17 protein-coding genes are annotated in these 17,331 nt (G+C 64.0%); 8 read left to right on the top strand and 9 right to left on the bottom strand.

The window, feature by feature from the left end:
- Positions 1–9 precede the first annotated feature (9 nt).
- Positions 10–525, top strand: a complete 516-nt coding sequence (locus FHS78_RS05440; protein ID WP_167091377.1) for a hypothetical protein — start codon at positions 10–12, stop codon at positions 523–525.
- Positions 526–528: 3 nt separating this feature from the next.
- Here the strand turns inward: FHS78_RS05440 and FHS78_RS05435 are convergent, their stop codons facing one another.
- Positions 529–2,178, bottom strand: coding sequence for an autotransporter domain-containing protein (locus FHS78_RS05435; protein WP_167091374.1), 1,650 nt, complete (start codon positions 2,176–2,178; stop codon positions 529–531).
- A gap of 222 nt (positions 2,179–2,400) precedes the next feature.
- A complete protein-coding gene (locus FHS78_RS05430) occupies positions 2,401–3,030 on the bottom strand; it encodes a cupin domain-containing protein (protein ID WP_167091371.1) in 630 nt (209 codons plus the stop codon).
- A 142-nt stretch (positions 3,031–3,172) separates the two neighbouring features.
- On the opposite strand from FHS78_RS05430, the gene aptA reads away from it, so the two are divergent.
- Positions 3,173–4,501 carry an omega-aminotransferase AptA gene (gene aptA, locus FHS78_RS05425; protein ID WP_167091368.1) on the top strand — a complete coding sequence of 443 codons (1,329 nt, stop codon included), beginning with the start codon at positions 3,173–3,175 and terminating at the stop codon, positions 4,499–4,501.
- Positions 4,502–4,714: 213 nt separating this feature from the next.
- Here the strand turns inward: aptA and FHS78_RS05420 are convergent, their stop codons facing one another.
- The 4 genes from FHS78_RS05420 to FHS78_RS05405 all read right to left on the bottom strand — a co-directional run bounded on the left by FHS78_RS05420 (position 4,715) and on the right by FHS78_RS05405 (position 8,298).
- Positions 4,715–6,019 carry an alkyl sulfatase dimerization domain-containing protein gene (locus tag FHS78_RS05420; protein WP_167091365.1) on the bottom strand — a complete coding sequence of 435 codons (1,305 nt, stop codon included), beginning with the start codon at positions 6,017–6,019 and terminating at the stop codon, positions 4,715–4,717.
- A 118-nt stretch (positions 6,020–6,137) separates the two neighbouring features.
- Positions 6,138–6,992 carry an SDR family oxidoreductase gene (locus FHS78_RS05415; RefSeq protein ID WP_167091362.1) on the bottom strand — a complete coding sequence of 285 codons (855 nt, stop codon included), beginning with the start codon at positions 6,990–6,992 and terminating at the stop codon, positions 6,138–6,140.
- Between the two features lie 77 nt (positions 6,993–7,069).
- A complete protein-coding gene (locus tag FHS78_RS05410; RefSeq protein ID WP_167091359.1) occupies positions 7,070–7,525 on the bottom strand; it encodes a GNAT family N-acetyltransferase in 456 nt (151 codons plus the stop codon).
- Positions 7,526–7,533: 8 nt separating this feature from the next.
- Positions 7,534–8,298: an SDR family NAD(P)-dependent oxidoreductase gene (locus FHS78_RS05405; RefSeq protein ID WP_167091356.1), complete on the bottom strand. Its 765-nt coding sequence runs from the start codon at positions 8,296–8,298 to the stop codon at positions 7,534–7,536.
- Positions 8,299–8,691: 393 nt separating this feature from the next.
- Here FHS78_RS05405 and FHS78_RS05400 point away from each other — a divergent pair, with 393 nt between their 5' ends.
- Positions 8,692–9,354 carry a YiaD family glycine zipper/OmpA-like lipoprotein gene (locus tag FHS78_RS05400; protein ID WP_167091754.1) on the top strand — a complete coding sequence of 221 codons (663 nt, stop codon included), beginning with the start codon at positions 8,692–8,694 and terminating at the stop codon, positions 9,352–9,354.
- Between the two features lie 89 nt (positions 9,355–9,443).
- On the opposite strand, the gene FHS78_RS05395 is transcribed toward FHS78_RS05400, so the two are convergent.
- Positions 9,444–9,923: a glutathione peroxidase gene (locus tag FHS78_RS05395; RefSeq protein WP_167091354.1), complete on the bottom strand. Its 480-nt coding sequence runs from the start codon at positions 9,921–9,923 to the stop codon at positions 9,444–9,446.
- Positions 9,924–10,042: 119 nt separating this feature from the next.
- Between FHS78_RS05395 and FHS78_RS05390 the strand changes: the two genes are divergently transcribed.
- The 5 genes from FHS78_RS05390 to FHS78_RS05370 all read left to right on the top strand — a co-directional run bounded on the left by FHS78_RS05390 (position 10,043) and on the right by FHS78_RS05370 (position 15,622).
- Positions 10,043–11,419, top strand: coding sequence for a carcinine hydrolase/isopenicillin-N N-acyltransferase family protein (locus tag FHS78_RS05390; protein ID WP_167091351.1), 1,377 nt, complete (start codon positions 10,043–10,045; stop codon positions 11,417–11,419).
- 136 nt (positions 11,420–11,555) lie between these two features.
- Entirely contained in the window at positions 11,556–12,842 is a 1,287-nt protein-coding gene (locus tag FHS78_RS05385) for an EAL domain-containing protein (protein WP_167091348.1), read from the top strand.
- 87 nt (positions 12,843–12,929) lie between these two features.
- The gene (gene dapD, locus FHS78_RS05380) at positions 12,930–13,781 is read left to right on the top strand and encodes a 2,3,4,5-tetrahydropyridine-2,6-dicarboxylate N-succinyltransferase (RefSeq protein ID WP_167091345.1); all 852 of its coding nucleotides are present in this window, start codon (positions 12,930–12,932) and stop codon (positions 13,779–13,781) included.
- A 45-nt stretch (positions 13,782–13,826) separates the two neighbouring features.
- Entirely contained in the window at positions 13,827–15,002 is a 1,176-nt protein-coding gene (gene dapE / locus FHS78_RS05375; protein ID WP_167091343.1) for a succinyl-diaminopimelate desuccinylase, read from the top strand.
- An 11-nt stretch (positions 15,003–15,013) separates the two neighbouring features.
- Positions 15,014–15,622 (top strand): hypothetical protein, encoded by a 609-nt coding sequence (locus FHS78_RS05370; protein WP_167091340.1) that lies wholly within the window; start codon positions 15,014–15,016, stop codon positions 15,620–15,622.
- A gap of 33 nt (positions 15,623–15,655) precedes the next feature.
- Here the strand turns inward: FHS78_RS05370 and truA are convergent, their stop codons facing one another.
- Positions 15,656–16,399: a tRNA pseudouridine(38-40) synthase TruA gene (gene truA, locus FHS78_RS05365; protein WP_167091337.1), complete on the bottom strand. Its 744-nt coding sequence runs from the start codon at positions 16,397–16,399 to the stop codon at positions 15,656–15,658.
- The gene (gene fmt / locus FHS78_RS05360; RefSeq protein ID WP_246220363.1) at positions 16,399–17,331 is read right to left on the bottom strand and encodes a methionyl-tRNA formyltransferase; all 933 of its coding nucleotides are present in this window, start codon (positions 17,329–17,331) and stop codon (positions 16,399–16,401) included. The genes truA and fmt overlap by 1 nt, the downstream gene beginning before the upstream one ends.

Genomic DNA, 17,331 nt, shown 5'->3' with positions numbered 1-17,331 from the left:
TAAGGCAGGATGAAAGACCTGCTGATGCCCTGGTATGCGGAGATCAAATTCGCACATTTGATCTTCGTTGCCATCTGGGCGTTTTCGACCGCCGTCGCCTATCAGAACTATGTGCTGCCGGCCTTCCGCAAGGCCTTCGCCAACCCGGACGACGCAGATGCCATCGCGCACCGCAACCGCATGATCGAGGCCTTCGACCGGGGCGTGGTGCTGGAACACGTCGCCTTTCCGATGGTGCTGCTGACCGGGCTCACGCTCCTCTGGCTCGGCGGCTGGTCGCCGGAGACATCGGGCTGGCTGGCCGCGAAGCTCGCTCTCGTCCTTCTCGTCTTCATTCCGATGGAGATCGTGGACTATCGCATCTCGCATTTCTCGCGGCCCAAGCGCGAGATGCGGCTCGCGGGCGACATGGAATCCTACGAGGCCGCCGTCGCCTTTCACTGGCGCTTCCTGCGGGTCAGCACGGTTCTGGTCGTCACCACCATTCCCGCAGCCATCTTTCTGGCCGTGGTGAAGCCCTTTTGACGCCTAGAGCGGCCAGTTGAAACTCCAGCCGATCCGGACCTCTTCCTCTTCGTCATCCGCATCGGACAGGCTTGCGCGCAGGCTGGTGCTGAAAGGCAGGGCTCTTGCCCTCAGCCTTACCCCCGTTTCCACCGCGTGCACGAAGTGCCGCGTCGCGGCGGCCTCCCCGGCCGCGGCGCCATAGATGATCCGGTCCAGCCGCCATTGGGAGGAGATCGAGGAATAGGGTTCGATGGCGGCAAAATATTCGGTCGGTGCCACTTTTACCGTCAGCCGCCCCTTGCCGGTAGCGCGCTTGCGAATACGGGTTTCGCTGATACCGTCCCGGTATGCGGCCACACCGGTCCGCGATGCATCCAGACTCCCCGACGGGCTGAAGACGAAACGTCCTTCCTCGTCCAGCTTCCAGCGCGCCCGGATCCCCGCCCCGCTGAGCCAGCCCTCGCCAGCATAGCGTTCCGCGCCTTCGGGATTTTCCACCCTGTCCTCACGCCAGCCATAACCGCCATATACCCGAATGCGCGTATGGCTTTCAGGCGCCCAGGCAATGTAGGGCGTGACGAGCCATGCCCGACCGTTCAGCGCGGCGCGCGACGCAGCCGCCGCGCGATGGGTTTCTTCCCATGTCAGGATCGCGCCGGTCTCCCAGTTATCGGCGAGCGGGTAGGCCACACCGCCGCTCGTTGCAAGGCGGCGCGTCGCATGCCCGACCTTCCAGGTGCCCGCGGTACGGGCCCAGAAACCGATATTCTTGCCATTGCCTAGCGTGAGGCTGCGCGGCGCCAGATGCCGCCAGGCGAGGCCGGAGACGAATTGCGCGACCGGCAGGAGGTCGACAGGCGCCGGCGCAGCGGGTTTTTCGGGCCGGAGAAGGGGCATCGGCGCCAGACCCGACGCGACCTGACGGGCCTCATGAATGACCTTGTCCGCGGCGTCCGGTTCCATCCGCCGGGCCTCGCGGCGCCAGCGATCGCGCATGGCAAGTTCGTCGCCCGATGCCCAGCCGAAACGCGCGCTGAGCGGGGCCCGGTCCGTCGCCGCCAGGGGCAGCATCGCGCCCCCGATCGCCTCGCGGTAGCGCGCGGCCCGGTCGTCCCCGAGCCGTCCGTCGGCCTCGTATATGTCGATGACCGCCTGCTGCCAGCCGCGCACGATCCGGCGGATGAAACCGAGATAGGCCCGTTCGCTCCCGAAATTCGCCGTCTGCGCGGCGGGGGGCGCGCGATCGGCTGCCGCCGCCATTACCGCATAGCCCGCCTGCCAGCCCTTCGCAGCCGCCTCGACATAGGCATCCCTGAAAATTTCAGCCGGACGGCCCGTCATCCGCGCAGCGCCTTGCGGATCGCAGGCGGTACATTGCGTCGCCTCGCGCAGCCTTGCCGCGCTCATGCCCGGCACTTCGTGAATATCGGGAAGCGCGGAGAGATCGAGTTGCGGTCCCCCCGCGCCCGCAAAGCTCAATTCGGTGGCGGACAGGCCTGTCTTGTCGGCCGCCGCCCGCTCGAGCGCATCGAGATGAATGGAGATCAGGCTGTTCTGGTCGGAAAAGATATAGCTGTCCGGTACGTTGTCGGGCGCAGCGAGGGCGCCGCCCGCCCAAACGGACGCCAACAGACCCGATAATGCGAAGACCGAGACAGCTCTGCGCGTCATGTACCCCGTAGATCCGGCAATTTGTCGTGATCCTGCCCTGCCCGCCATGCGGGCGGCGGCACTTTCGCCATGAGAGCATCGGCGGGCGCGCCTTCAAAACCCTTTCGGGACCGACGCGGTGAAATCGGGAGGTTTTTTGATCTCGAACAAGCGGATCGTCACGCGCTTACCATAAACATGACGCGTCCCATCCCTCCCGGTACGGATAAAGTTAAGAGCGTCTTAAAAGCTGGGTGGCGTGCAGGCGGAGACAACGACGCAATCGATGGTGCCGGGATTGCGGAAACGATGCGGCAGGCGACTGTCGAAATAGAAGGCGTCGCCCGCCACCAGCTTGCGCACCTCGCCGCCCACGGTCAGTTCCATCACGCCGGAAATCACGATGCCGCATTCCTCGCCCGCATGGGAAAGCATCTCCTCGCCCGTATCGGCGCCGGGCACATAGCGCTCATGCATCATCTGGATGGAGCGGCCCCGCGTGTCGCGCCCGACAAGGCGGAAGCTCACATCGCCTTTCGAGATTTCACGCAGCTCCTTCGCTTCATAGAACACCTTGCGGCGCGGCTTCAGGTCGAGCGTCAGGAAGTCGGCAATCGAGATCGGAAAACCGCCCAGCACCTTTTTCAGCGAACCGATGGACGGGCTGATGCGGTTCTGCTCGATGAGCGAGATCGTGCCGTTGGTGACGCCTGCGCGCTTGGCGAGCTCGCGCTGCGAGAGCCCGTGCATCTTGCGCAGCTCCTTCAGTCGCGAGCCGATATCGGGGACATCGTCGTCCGCCTCCGCCGTTTCCGTTCCGGGGGCTGCCGGTTTGTCGCCTGCGCCGTGGGCGCGTCTGAAATCGCCTGCCATGCGTTTAAGATACTAGACGCGGCAATCAAGTCACGCATGAAAATACCGCCGGGCCGCCTTGCTTTCGGGTGGCGAGAATATTTCAATCGGTTAGTTTCCCGATACAGATTTTGCAACGCGATTGCCTCAAGGAGACCGCATCATGAGCGCCGATGCCCCTGCGCCGAACGATCTTGAAAGCTTCTGGCTTCCCTTCACGCCCAACCGGCAGTTCAAGCGCGAGCCGCGCCTGATCTCTCGCGCGAAGGACATGCACTACTACAAGACCGACGGCGCACAGGTGCTCGACGCCACGGCGGGGCTTTGGTGCTGCAATGCCGGCCATTGCCGCGAGCCCATCGTTTCCGCGATCCAGGCCCAAGCGGCGGAACTCGATTTCGCGCCCTCCTTCCAGTTCGGCCACCCCAAGGCCTTCGAGCTGGCCAGCCGCATTGCGCAGCTCGCGCCGAACGATCTCGACCATGTCTTCTTCGCCAATTCGGGTTCGGAAGCGGGCGACACGGCGCTCAAGATCGCCATCGCCTATCACCGGATGAACGGCGAAGGCAGCCGCACCCGTCTCATCGGTCGCGAGCGCGGCTATCACGGCGTCGGCTTCGGTGGCATCTCGGTCGGCGGCATGGTCGCCAATCGCAAATTCTACGGACCGCTTCTGTCCGGCACCGACCATATCCGTCACACCTATAACCGCGACGAGCAGGCCTTCACCATCGGCCAGCCGGAATGGGGCGCGCATCTCGCCGACGACCTTCAGCGCCTGGTGGAGCTGCATGATGCCTCCACCATCGCCGCGGTGATCGTGGAACCGATGGCTGGTTCGACCGGCGTGCTGCCGCCGCCCAAGGGGTATCTGGAGCGCGTGCGCGAGATCTGCGACCAGCACGGCATCCTGATGATTTTCGATGAAGTGATTACCGGCTTCGGGCGCCTCGGTCATGCCACGGCTGCGGAGCGTTTCGGCGTCACCCCGGATATCCTCACCTTCGCCAAGGGCATCACCTCCGGCACCGTGCCAATGGGCGGCTGCATCGTGCGCAATCACATCTACGAAGCCTTCCAGACGGGCCCCGACCACGCCATCGACCTTTTCCATGGCTACACCTATTCGGGTCACCCCATGGCCTCCGCAGCGGGGCTTGCCACGCTCGACCTCTATCGCGACGAGGGCCTTTTCGAGCGCGCCCGCGCGCTGGAGCCGACTTTCGCGGAAGCCGCCATGGCGCTGAAGGATCATCCGCTGGTGCTCGATATCCGCACCATCGGCCTTGCCGTCGGCTTCGACCTTGCGCCGGTGGACGGGCTGCCGGGCAAGCGCGGCTTCGACGTGATGCGTGATGCATTCCATAACGAAAACATCATGCTTCGCGTCTCCGCCGACACGCTGGCCATGTCCCCGCCGCTGATCGCGGAGGAGTCCCATGTTGCGGAAATTTTCGAAAAGTTCCGGAACGTGCTGGACCGGGCAGGCTGAGGCAAACGGCGGAAAATCGGGGCCTCAAGGGGTGCGACACTTTGGCAGACCCCTTGCCCCGCTTGGCCCCTTGCGGGAGAGCGATGCGCAACCCACCTAAGGCTTGTTCCCTCTGATAGTAACGGGACCGGCCCTCCCCTCCCCCTCAGGCCGATCCCGAATTTAAACCCCTCGCAGCTCCCCCCTGCGAGGGGTTTTTATTTGGCCGTTCGGCTAGTCGTTGGCGCCCGATTTCTGCCTCGACTGGCGCTCGGCAAAGCCGAAAATACCCTTGGACATGAGGGACGCTTCTTCCTTGCGGCGCTTGCCGTAGACCTCGGCACGGGCGGCATGGGCCTCCCGGCTGTCGGGCTCGGCCAGCGCGGCCATTTCCGCCAGGTGACAGGCCAGCCGCATCTCGCCCTTTTCCGCAAGCTCGCGGGCCCGCGCAATGAGCGCGGCATTGCCGCCGGCCAGCGCCGCCACTTCGGCGGCCACCGCCGCATCCGGCGCCGGCTTCAGGCGCGACGGGTTGCCGTCATACCAGCCGCCGTAAAGCCGCCAGATATTGTGAATGATGAATTCCGGCTCGTCATAGACGGGCTTGAGGTAAGGCTTGTCGAAATAGCGCTGGGGCAGCTTCACCCCATGGATGATCTCGTCGAGCCGTGCGCCCGCATTCATCATGGCAAGCGACTGGCTCACGATCTCTTCCAGCGCGCTGGCGATGGTGTCGAGCACGGAGGCGATGCGTGCCTTGCCCGCGATGGGCAGACCGTGCGCGGGCAGCAGGAGTTCCGGCTCATAGGCCATCATGGCGCGCAGCGCATTGGCCCATTCCAGCGGATAGCGCTGGACCTTTTGCGGATTGCCCGCATTGGGAAAGACCCAGGTCACGAAGTCACCGGAACAGATCGCCTTGTGCTCGGGCACCCAGGCCCAGAGATGGTCGTCCGTCTCGCCGATCGCGTGATGCAGCTCGAAGCTCGTATCGCCGGCCTTGAACGACATGCGGTCGCGGAAGGTCACATCCGGGTTCACCCAGGGATCGGGGCCGAAGCGGCGATGCGTCGGGCCGGTGCCTTCCCCCATGCGCAGCTCTTCAGCCGGGGCGAACTGGCGCGCATTGATGGTGAAATTGTAGTCGTTGGTCAGCTCGTAGCGGCGGAAGCGCGGGGTCACGTTTTCATGGCCGATGACGCGCGGCTTCTTCGCCCTATTCTCCTGCGCCTCGCAAAGGAAACAGCCCGTGCCGCCCACATGGTCGGCATGGCCATGGGTGTAGCAGATGTTGGAGACGGGCTCGTCGGTCCAGCGGCGCAGCGATTTCTTCACGCCGTCGGCAAAGGCTTCGAGACTGGTATCGAAGAGCACAAGGCCGTCGCCAGTGCGAAACGTCACCACATGCGAAAAGGCCTCGATAAGCGCGATGCCGTCGCCGACTTCCGACAGCTCGGTGGTGGGGCGGTTGATGAGCCCCGCGCCCTCGTAAATGTCGTTGTCGATAAAGCGCGCCGAAGTTTCCAGAAGGTCGGCCATCGGTCTCCATCCCTGCAATTGTCTGTCTGATGCAGGGCGAGAGTCCGCCAGGGCCGTTCATATGTCACGCGCCGCCTTCCGATATTTCGTCAGGCGAAATGCGTTTCTAAAAACCCTTTTATTTCTTCTTGTTAAGACCGATCATTTTTGCGATAAGCCCGTCCAGCATGCGCGGCGGCAGGTAGCGCGTCATCATTTGCTGGATGAAGGGGTCGGGCGACACCTCGTAGCGCGTCTTCGGGCTTCGGGCCGACAGCGCGTTCAGGATCACCTCGCCCAGATATTCCGGCTTGAGGCCCTTCCGCCCCTGCGCCACGAAATTCGTCTGGAAGTTCTGCAGGATGTCGAGATAGGGGCTGTTCGCATAGGGCGCGACGTCGATCTCTTCCGCCTTGTCCCAGATATTGGTGCGCACGGCACCGGGCGCGACGACGATGACGTCGATGCCGAAGAGCATGAGTTCGCGCCGCAGCGCTTCCGACATGCCTTCCACCGCAAATTTCGAGGCCGAATAGGGACCGAGAAACGGGAAGGCCCGCCTGCCGCCCACCGAGCTGATATTGACGATCCGGCCGGGCTCACCCTTGAGGTCCGGATCAGTGCCGAGCAGCGGCGCAAAGGCCTGGGTCGACAGCAGCGGACCCATCACGTTCACTTCGAGCTGCGTGCGCACATCGTCGGGATTGATTTCCACCAGCGGGCCGGATACCGCGATGCCCGCATTGTTGACGAGGCCGAACAGCTTTTCGCCGCCGAGCTTTTCGCGCACCTCCGCAGCGGCCTGTCTCAGTGCCGCCTCGTCGGTCACATCGAGGATGAGCGGTGTGACGCGGTCGCCGAATTCCTTCTTCAGGGCATCGGCATCTTCCTGTTTACGGACGGTCCCGAAAACGTGAATGCCGTTCTCCGCCAACACTTTGGTGGCGCCTCGCCCGATGCCCGTCGATACGCCCGTCACGACTGCGCTCTTCATACCCGTCTCCTCCCGTTCCACGTTCGGGGGAGAATGACCGAAAAACGCTGCGCGGTCACTAGCGGCGGTGCGGAATACTAGAGATCCAGTTCGTAGCGCACCCAGTCGGTGCGTTCGGCGAGCTTGTCGTAAAGCGCCTGAGCGCGGGTATTGTCCTTCGCGGTCTGCCAGTAAATGCGCAGCCAGCCCTCCCCGCGCCCGCGTTCCGCGAGCCACTCGATCAGGGCACGGCCCACGCCATGCCCCCGGATGTCGGGTTTCACGAAAAGATCTTCGAGATAGCAGACGGGCCTCGGGCTCCATGTGCCCGGATGGACGATCGCGTGGGCAAAGCCGACCGGGCCGATTTCCTCGTCCAGCGCCATCAGGCCCAGATGGCCAGGCGCGGGCTCCAGAAACCGCTCCCACGTATCGTCGGAGACGGCGGGCTCCAGCGAGGTTTCGTAGAAAGCCAGATAGCCCGCCCACATCTCGTCCCAGGCCGCGCGGTCGCCGACAGTGAAGGGACGGATATAGAGCGGGCGATCTGTCATCTCTTTCCTCAGGCGATGGTGGCGCCGCCATCCACGACGACCGACTGGCCCGTCATGAAGGCCCCGGCGGGGCTCGCCAGGAAAACCGCCGCGCCCGCGATCTCGTCCGGCAGGCCGATCCGCTTCAACGGCGCACCGGCCGTGGAGCGCTTGAGGATGTCCGGATCTTCCCAGAGCGCGCGGGCGAAATCCGTCTTGATGAGACCCGGCGCGATGCAATTGGCGCGGATATTGTGCTCGCCGAATTCCACCGCGAGATTGCGCGCAAGCTGGAAGTCCGCCGCCTTGGACAGGCAATAGGCGCCGAGAATGGGCGACCCCTTCAGGCCGCCGATGGAGGAGACGATGATGACCGCCCCGTCCTTGCGCTCCACCATCTGCGGCAGAACCATGTGGCACAGCCAGTGATTGCTGCGCACATTCACGTCCATGATCTTGTCGAAGGCTTCGTCCGGAATGTCCTTCGACGGACCGAAATAGGGGTTCACCGCCGCGTTGCAGACCAGAATGTCGATTTTTCCGAAAGTCTCGTTCGCCGTATCCACCAGACGCTGGAGATCGGCCTTTTCGGAAATGTTGCAGGGCACGGCGATGGCCGCGCCTTCATGCTTGGCGTTGATGTCGGCGGCAACCTTCTCGCAGGCCTCCGCCTTCCGGCTCGAGACCACCACCTTGGCGCCCTGTTCGGCCATGCGATGGACGATGGCTTCGCCGATACCCCGGGTCGAGCCGGTGACGACGGCAACCTTGCCTGTCAGATCGAATAGAGACATGAATTCGCTCCCTCCTTAAGCTGGCGGCCCTTGCTTCGGGCCGCTCCTTGTCCGGGTATAAACGGCCCCGGTGACCTACCCTGCCGGTGAGCCGGCCCGATTGTCGACATTCTGCCATGGGCGCACGTCAATATGGGCTGTCGCATAAACCGACATGGTTTTGTACACTAGCGCAGGCCAATTCCACAGGCCCGCTACGGCCATATGCGGGAATTTGCCGACGGACGGCGCCGCCACTTTCGGCTCGCCGGGGGACGCGAATGACTATAAGCGCGTGACAAGGGAAACGGGGCTTCGCCCTTCGAGGCAGCCTGTCGTCACGACACAGGAAAAATTTCGGGAACCGGGCCCATGCGAGCGGGTCCGGCCTCCTCAAACCGGAGCTTGATGATGATATTGAAGAAATTCGCAATCGTGGTGATGTGCTCGTCGCTGGGGCTGGCGGCCTGCACCACGCAAGACCCCTATACCGGCGAACAGCAGACCAGCAGCGCCACGAAGGGCGCCCTTCTGGGCGGCCTCGCAGGCGCCCTCGGCGGCGCGCTCATCGGCCGGGGCGGCGCAAACCGGAACGCCATCCTGCTTGGCGCGGGCGTCGGCGCGCTGGCCGGCGGCGCCATCGGCAATTACATGGACCGTCAGGAAGCGGAACTCACGCGCAAGCTGCGCAATTCCGGCGTGAGCGTGACGCGCGTCGGCAACGACATCATCCTGAACATGCCGGGCAATGTGACCTTCGCCACCGACTCTTCGGATATCAGCTCCAACTTCTATGACGTCCTGAACTCGGTTGCGATCGTGCTGAAGGAATACAACAAGACGCTGATCGACGTGGCGGGCTTCACCGACTCCACGGGTTCTGCCGAATACAATCAGGCGCTTTCCGAGCGCCGCGCCAACAGCGTCGCGCAGTATCTGGTGAGCCAGGGCCTCGACAGCCGCCGCTTCTATGTGACGGGCATGGGCGAATCCAATCCCATCGCCTCCAACGCCACGGCGGAAGGCCGCTCGCAGAACCGCCGCGTGGAAATCCGTCTCTCGCCGCTGACCAACTGACCGGCGCGATACGAAATGCGAAAGGCCCGGCAGCGATGCCGGGCCTTTTTTGTTTTGTAGAGATCACATGCTGCGAACCGCAACGGACCTCATGTACCGATGAGCCTCTCGATCTCGTCGACGATGGCCGCATCGAGCGGGCTCATCTTGCTTGGGAAGACATTCACCAATTCGCCTTCCGGACCGATCAGATATTTGTGGAAGTTCCATTTGGGCGCGGCATCCTCACCGGCGATCTCCACCGCCCATCGATAGAAAGGATGGGCTTCGCCGCCGATCACCACCTGCTTTTCGGTCATGGGGAAATCGACGGAATAGTTCACCTCGCAGAACTCCACGATCTCCGTTTCCGTACCCGGCTCCTGCGCGCCGAAATCGTTCGACGGCACGCCGAGCACCACAAGGCCCTTGCCCTTGTAGCGCTCCCACAGGCCCTGCAACTCGCGATATTGCGGCGTAAGCCCGCACTGGCTCGCCGTGTTCACGACGAGCACCGGCTGTCCCTCGAAGCTCGAAAGCGGCAGCGCCTCGCCGCGAATGGTACGGAATTCGAACTGATATGCCGTCATGCCGGGCCTCCTTTCCGATTGTTGAGGGAAGCCTAGCATGGGCCGGGGGACGCCTCCTATGCCCCGCTTCGGCCCCGGGAACACTTCAGATAGGATGCTGCCACGAGGGAGATTCATTCATGTGCGATACGATGGTGGCGCTGCCGCAGGCCTCCGCGAAGGGCGCGGTGCTCTTTGCCAAGAATTCCGACCGGGAGGCGAACGAAGCGCAATATCTCTGCCCGGTGGCAGCCGCCGAGCACGAGGCCGGAGCGGAGCTTACCTGCACCTACATCGCGATCCCGCAGGTGCGGCGCACCCATGCCGTGCTGCTCTCACGACCCTACTGGATGTGGGGGGCGGAAATGGGGTCGAACGAGCACGGTGTCGTCATCGGCAATGAAGCGGTGCATGCGAAGGTCCCGCCGCAGAGCGAACCTGCGCTTATCGGCATGGATCTTTTGCGGTTGGGGCTCGAGCGCTGCGCAAGTGCGGATGAAGCGCTCGACGTCATCACTTCGCTGCTCGAACGCCACGGCCAGGGCGGCAATTGCGCTCATACCGGGCGTTTCGAATATCACAACTCCTTCATCATCGCCGACCGTCTGGGGGCGGCCTATGTGCTGGAGACGGTGGGGCGCGAATGGGCCGCCCAGCGCGTGAGCGAGGCAGATGGCTACCGCCGCGCCATTTCCAACGCCTATACGATCGGCACGCGCATCGACCGGGCGAGCGCCGGCCTCGTCTCACAAGCGGTCGAGAAAGGCTTCGCCGACAAATCCAACGCACTCGACTTCGAGGCGGCCTATGCCAATCGGGGCCGCTCGCGGCTTTCGAGCGGTCATCAGCGCTGGTGCCGCGCGAGCGAGCTTCTCGGCGGCGGGTACTACCTTACCCCGGCGGCCATGATGGCCAATCTGCGCGACCGGGGACGTCAGGCGGCGATGCAGTCGGACTGGCGGCCCGACGGGATTCTGGCCGGGTCCATCTGCGCGCACGCCACCTATGGCCCCGTCCGGCGGTTCGGCCAGACGACGCAATCCTGGGTCGCCGAATATCGCGATGGCTGGTCGGTCCATTGGATGACGGCAAGCGCCGCACCGGATACGGGAATATTCCGCCCCGTCTTTTTCGGCCCCGGCATGGCCAATGATGCACTGCCGGATTTCGGGCCGGTGCCAGGCGGACATTTCGACGCCCGCGCCCGCTGGTGGCGGCATGAGCAACTGCACCGCGCCGTATTGCGCAACTACCCCGACCGCATGGCAGCTTATGCGACCGAGCGGGACCGTCTGGAAGCGCGCTTCCTGAGCGATGTGGACGCCCTGATGGCGCGTAACGCCTCTCCTGAAGAAGCCGCCGCGCTCGCCCGCGGCCTCTGGGCAGAAGCCGACCGGGCCGAGACGCGCTGGCTCGATCTTGTCCGTTCCGTGCCGGAAACCCCGGCCTACCGCCCCTCCCCGCCCATGGCGGCCCATTGGGCGAGCCTCAACCGCCGCGCCCGGATGCCCGCCTGATCCGCCTTTTGGTTAACGGATTGGCAAGCCCTCGCTCCTTAAGGTGAAGGGAGAGTGAATTCCTGCGGCCATTCGATTGGGCAATCGAGTTGGGAACGGGCCGCGTTGGGCAACTGGGTTAAAGGGGTGGGCACTCATGCCGTCTATCAAGACCACCATCCTCAACGGTGTCGCTACCGGTCTTTATATCGTGCCGTCCATCGGGGTCGGCTACGGGCTGATGACCATTGGCGGATTCGATCCGAAACTTGCGACGCTGGGCGGCATCATTGCCTGCCTTCTCGGCGCGGAGGCGCATAGCGCCATCGCGCGCGGTATCGAGCGCAAGAAAGTACGCAAGGAACTCGACGGGCTGTCGGACCTTGCGAGCCAGCTTTCGCAGGACCTCGACCGTGCCGGCGATCGCATCGTGGAACTTGAGGAACGCTTCGAGCGCGAGACGCAGGAGCGGATGGAACGCATCTTCTCGGAAATCCGTGTCGTCGAATCTCTCGTGAAAAGACTCGCGGAAACGCGCGGCCTCGGTATGCCGGGCGACGCCGCCCTTCCCGCCGAAAACGAGGCGCCGCGCCAGGCCCCGGAAGGCGATACGCCGCCGCCGGTCCCCGTTATGCCCGTCGAGGAAATGAACGATACCGAACTCCTCGACACGATCCGCCATTCGCTGGAGACGAACCGGGTCGACCTCTACCTGCAACCCATCGTGACGCTGCCGCAGCGCAAGGCGGTGTTCTACGAAGCGCTGTCGCGCCTGCGGACCGATGAAGGCGCGCTTATCATGCCGCGCGACTATATGCGCGTGGCCGAGCCCGCCGGCATGATGCCGACGGTCGACAACATTCTGCTTTTCCGCTGCGTGCAGGTGGTGCGCAAGCTGATGCAGCGCAATGCGCAGGTGGGGATCTTCTGCAACATCTCCGCCTTTTCGCTGCTCGATTCCGATTTCTTCCCGCAATTCATCGACTATATGCGGCACAACAGTGATCTGGCGCATCACATCATCTTCGAGTTCAGCCAGAGCACGGTGAACGGACTGGGACCGCTGGAACAGGAAAGCCTCGAGGCGCTGACCGAACTGGGCTTCCGGTTCTCGATGGACCAGGTGACCAGCCTGAAATTCGACCCGGCCCAGCTTTACGACCGGAATTTCCGCTTCGTGAAGGTTTCCGCCCAGACGCTGCTCGACAACAATGCGAGCGGGGATATCCATGCCGGCGACCTGAAGGAGCTTTTGCAGCGCAACGGCATCCAGCTCGTCGCCGACAAGATCGAGGCGGAGCGCGAAGTGGTCAACGTCCTCGACCTCAATGCCGAATACGGCCAGGGCTACCTCTTCGGCGAGCCGCGCCCGGTAAGGCATGACGATACGAGCCCGGTCGAGGCCGTTCCCGCCCTTTCACAGGCGGATATCGCCGCCGCCTGAGCCGCCCCCGTCTCCCTCGGTTGACAGGAAAGGGCCCGCCGCTATCTTGCGCCAGCCCTTTCTTGAAGCCTTTTGGGAGCACGCCACATGAGCGCCAGCCTTGCCGATCTGAAGCCCGTTATCGAACGCGCCTTTGAAGAGCGCGATCAGGTGAACTCGGCCACCAAGGGCGAGGTGCGCGAGGCGGTCGACGAGGCCCTCAATGCGCTCGACAAGGGCGAGGCCCGGGTCGCGGAGAAATTCCAGGGCGAATGGCTCGTCCATCAATGGCTGAAAATGGCGGTTCTCCTGTCTTTCCGCCTCAATGACATGACCGCGATTCCCGGCGGTCCGGGCAAGGATACGAGCTGGTGGGACAAGGTTCCGTCGAAGTTCGAGGGCTGGGGCGAGAGCGAATTCAGCGCAGCCGGTTTCCGTGCCGTGCCGAACTGCGTGGTGCGCCGCTCCGCCTATATCGCGCCCAATGTGGTGCTTATGCCCTCCTTCGTGAATCTGGGCGCCTATGTCGATGAAGGCACGATGGTGGATACCTGGGCGACCGTCGGCTCCTGCGCCCAGATCGGCAAGAATGTGCATCTGTCGGGCGGCGCGGGGATTGGCGGCGTGCTGGAGCCCTTGCAGGCCAATCCGGTCATCATCGAGGATAACTGCTTCATCGGCGCACGCTCCGAAGTCGCGGAAGGCGTGATCGTGGGCGAGGGCGCGGTCCTCTCCATGGGCGTCTATCTGGGCGCCTCCACCAAGATCATCGACCGCGCCACGGGCGAGGTCCATATCGGCAGGGTCCCGCCCTATGCGGTGGTGGTGCCGGGCTCGCTGCCGGGCAAACCGAACCCGGACGGCTCTCCCAGCCCGAGCCTCTATTGCGCGGTCATCGTGAAGACGGTCGATGCGCAGACACGCTCCAAGACCTCCATCAACGAGCTCCTGCGTACCTGAGGGTCCATTTGACCGGACCTCGCGCAGCGGGTAGAGCATTTGGCCATGACAAAGCCCGCCGCCCCTTACGATCCGGTCGAAATCGCCGCCGAGCTGATCCGCTGTCCCAGCGTGACGCCCGAGGATAAAGGCGCGCTTGGCGTGCTGGAGCGTTATCTGGCACCGCTGGGCTTTGCCTGCGAGCGCATGCCCTTTTCCGAACCCGGCACGCCCGACATAGACAATCTCTATGCAAGGCTGGGCTCGGACGGTCCCAATTTCTGTTTTGCCGGCCATACCGACGTCGTGCCGGTGGGCGAGGCATCGGCCTGGTCGGTCGAGCCCTTCGCCGCCGAGATCAAGGCGGGCCGGCTGTTCGGCCGTGGCGCGGCCGACATGAAGGGCGCCATCGCCTGTTTCATCGCCGCCGTCTCGCGCCTCTCGCCCGACGAAATCGAGGGCTCGGTGAGTCTGCTCATCACCGGCGACGAAGAAGGCCCGAGCGTCAACGGGACGGTGAAGATGCTGAAGGCGCTCGATGCGCGCGGCGAGACGCTCTCCCATTGCGTCGTCGGCGAGCCGACCTGCGTGAAGGCGCTTGGCGACATGATCAAGATCGGCCGCCGGGGCAGCATCAATGGCTGGCTCACCGTGCGCGGCGTACAGGGCCATGTCGCCTATCCGCATCTCGCCGACAATCCGGTGCCGCGCCTGTTGGAAATGCTCCGCCGCCTCGATGCGCGCGTACTGGATGCGGGCAACGATCACTTCCAGCCCTCGAACCTCGAGATCACCTCGGTCGATGTCGGCAATCCGACCACGAATCTTATCCCCGGCAGCGCACGGGCGCAGATCAATATCCGCTTCAATGACGAGCATAGCGGCGCTTCGCTCGATCAATGGATGCGCTCCGTCTTCGACGCGGTCACGGAAGAGGCGGGCGGCGCTTACGAGTTCGAGACGAAGATTTCCGGCGAAGCCTTTCTGACCGCGCCGGGCGCCTTTTCCGCGCTCGTCGCCGATGCCGTCGCGAAGGCGACCGGCGAGACGCCCGAGCTTTCCACCAGCGGCGGCACATCGGATGCCCGGTTCATCCGCGCCTATGCGCCTGTCGTGGAGTTCGGCCTGCCCAACGCCACCATGCACAAGGCGGACGAGAATGCGCTGGTGGAGGATATTGCGCGGCTGACCGACGTCTACGAAGCCATTCTGCGCGGCTATTTCGCCGCGCGGCCGGACTGAGGGACTTTCCGATGCCCGGCGCGGAAGAAATCAGCAATGCGTTGGTCGGGGCGTGGCGTCTCACGCTTCGCGAAGCCAGCGCGCGGGATTGCTTCCGTATCGACGGCTACGGCGTGGTGAATTCCTTCTTCGCCATGATCCTCGCCATACCGGTCTATTTCCTCACGGCGACGGCGCTTTGGCGCATGGCTACGGAATTCGGCGTCGAGACCAATGCGGATCTTGGCACCTTTACCGGCGCCTATATCATCGGGGCGCTGCTGCACTGGGTGCTTTATCTTTTCGCCATGATCCCCGCCTCTCAGCGGCTTGGACTGGTCAACTCCTTCGGCGCCTATATCGTTACCTATAATTGGGGAACGCTCTTCACGGCGCTGGCGATGGCCATTCCCTTCGCGCTTTTTTCCCTTGGCGCGATTTCGGCGGCGGTTGCAACCATGTTGACGATGCCGGGCTGGACCCTGCTCGGCTGGTATCGCTGGCAGATCGCACGCACGGTTTTCGGCGCGGAACAGCCGATCGCCCTTGCGCTCGTCCTGTTCGATTTCGTGTTGAGCATCACCGTCAGTCAGGTGGTCGGCTGGCTCCTGATGCCGGGCGTTACAACAGGCGCGATGTAGCGCGGTCGAGGCCCCGAGGACCGACTACGATCCTCAGTCCGGATAATCCACGCGCACGAGATAAAGTCCGTCGGGCGGGGCCACCGGCCCGCAGGCAGCACGGTCTTTCGCGGCCAGCGCCTTTTCCACATCGCGGCGCGTCCACTTACCCTCGCCGACGAGCTTCAGCGTCCCGACGATCGAGCGGACCTGATTGTGCAGGAAAGAGCGCGCCTCGCAGGTAATCTCGATTTCTTCCGCGTAGCGCGACACGGCGATGCGATCCATCGTCTTCACCGGCGATTTCGCCTGGCATTGCATGGAGCGGAAGGTGGTGAAGTCGTGCTTGCCGATCAGCGCCTGCGCCGCCTCATGCATGGCGTCGGCATCGAGGGGGCGATGGACGAGCCAGGCCTGTTTCGCATCCAGCGTCAGCGGCGCGCGACGATTGACGATGCGGTAGAGATAGTGCCGTTTGATGGCCCCGAAACGCGCTTCGAAACTGTCCGGCACCAACTCGGCCTCGACGATGGCGACCGGCTTTCCGCGCATATGCGCATTGGCGGCATCGCGCAGCGTGTCGGGCCGAACTTCCTCTTCGAGATCGATATGGGCAACCTGCCCGAGCGCGTGAACGCCCGCATCGGTGCGTCCCGCGCCCGCCACGCGCACATCCTGCCCGCAGAAGCCCTTGATGCCTTCTTCCAGCACTTGCTGGACCGACATCCCGTTGGCCTGAGCCTGCCAGCCGACGAAAGGCGAGCCGTCATATTCGATGGTGAGCTTGTAGCGGGGCATCAGCCGAGCCTTTCGCCCTTTTCCAGCTTGAAGCCGCGCAGGAAATCGCCGGCCTGCATGGCGCCCTTGCCGGCACGTTGCAGCGTGTCGAGACGCAGCGCGCCCTCGCCGCAGGCAATGGTAATCCCGCCTTCGAGAGACAGCACTTCGCCGGAACCTCCCTTTCCGTCCACCGGCTGCGCTTTCAACACCTTCACGCGGACCGGTTTACCGTCGCGGACCGTCTCGAAAAATGCGCCGGGGAAAGGCGTCAGGCCGCGGATATGGCAATCGAGATCACGCGCCGGGCGCGACCAGTCGATCCGCGCTTCGGCTTTTTCGATCTTTTTCGCATAGGTTACGCCGTCTTCCGGCTGGGGCGTCGGCGTCAACTGGCCAAGGCTCAGGGCAGCCAATGCGCGGCCCATGAGCGATGCGCCGATCTGCGAGAGACGGTCATGAAGCGTACCTGCATTGTCGTCCGGACCGATGGCCACACGCTCGGCAAGCAGGATAGGGCCGGTGTCGAGCCCCTCTTCCATTTGCATCACCATGACGCCGGTTTCCGCATCGCCTGCCATGATCGCCCGCTGGATGGGGGCCGCGCCGCGCCAGCGCGGCAGCAGCGAGGCGTGGAGATTTAGGCAACCGAGCTGCGGCGCATCGAGAACGGGTTTCGGCAACAGCATGCCGTAGGCCACCACCACCGCGAGATCGAGGTCGAGCGCGGCAAAGGCGGCCTGCTCCTCCTCCGATTTCAGCGAAGCGGGTGTGCGGACCGGAATGCCCGCTTCCTCTGCGAATTTGTGAACGGGAGAGGGGGTCTCCGCCATGCCGCGTCCGGCCTTGCGGGGCGGCTGGCTATAAACGGCAACGACCTCGTGCCCCGCCGCCAGAAGTTCCGCCAGCACGGGCACGGCGAAATCGGGCGTACCCATGAAGGCGATACGCAG

The organism is Parvibaculum indicum, from assembly GCF_011762095.1.
GTDB classification, from domain to species: Bacteria; Pseudomonadota; Alphaproteobacteria; order Parvibaculales; family Parvibaculaceae; genus Parvibaculum; species Parvibaculum indicum.
Note: the sequence above shows the minus strand (reverse complement) of the source record. Positions and strands in the feature narration are given on the sequence as shown.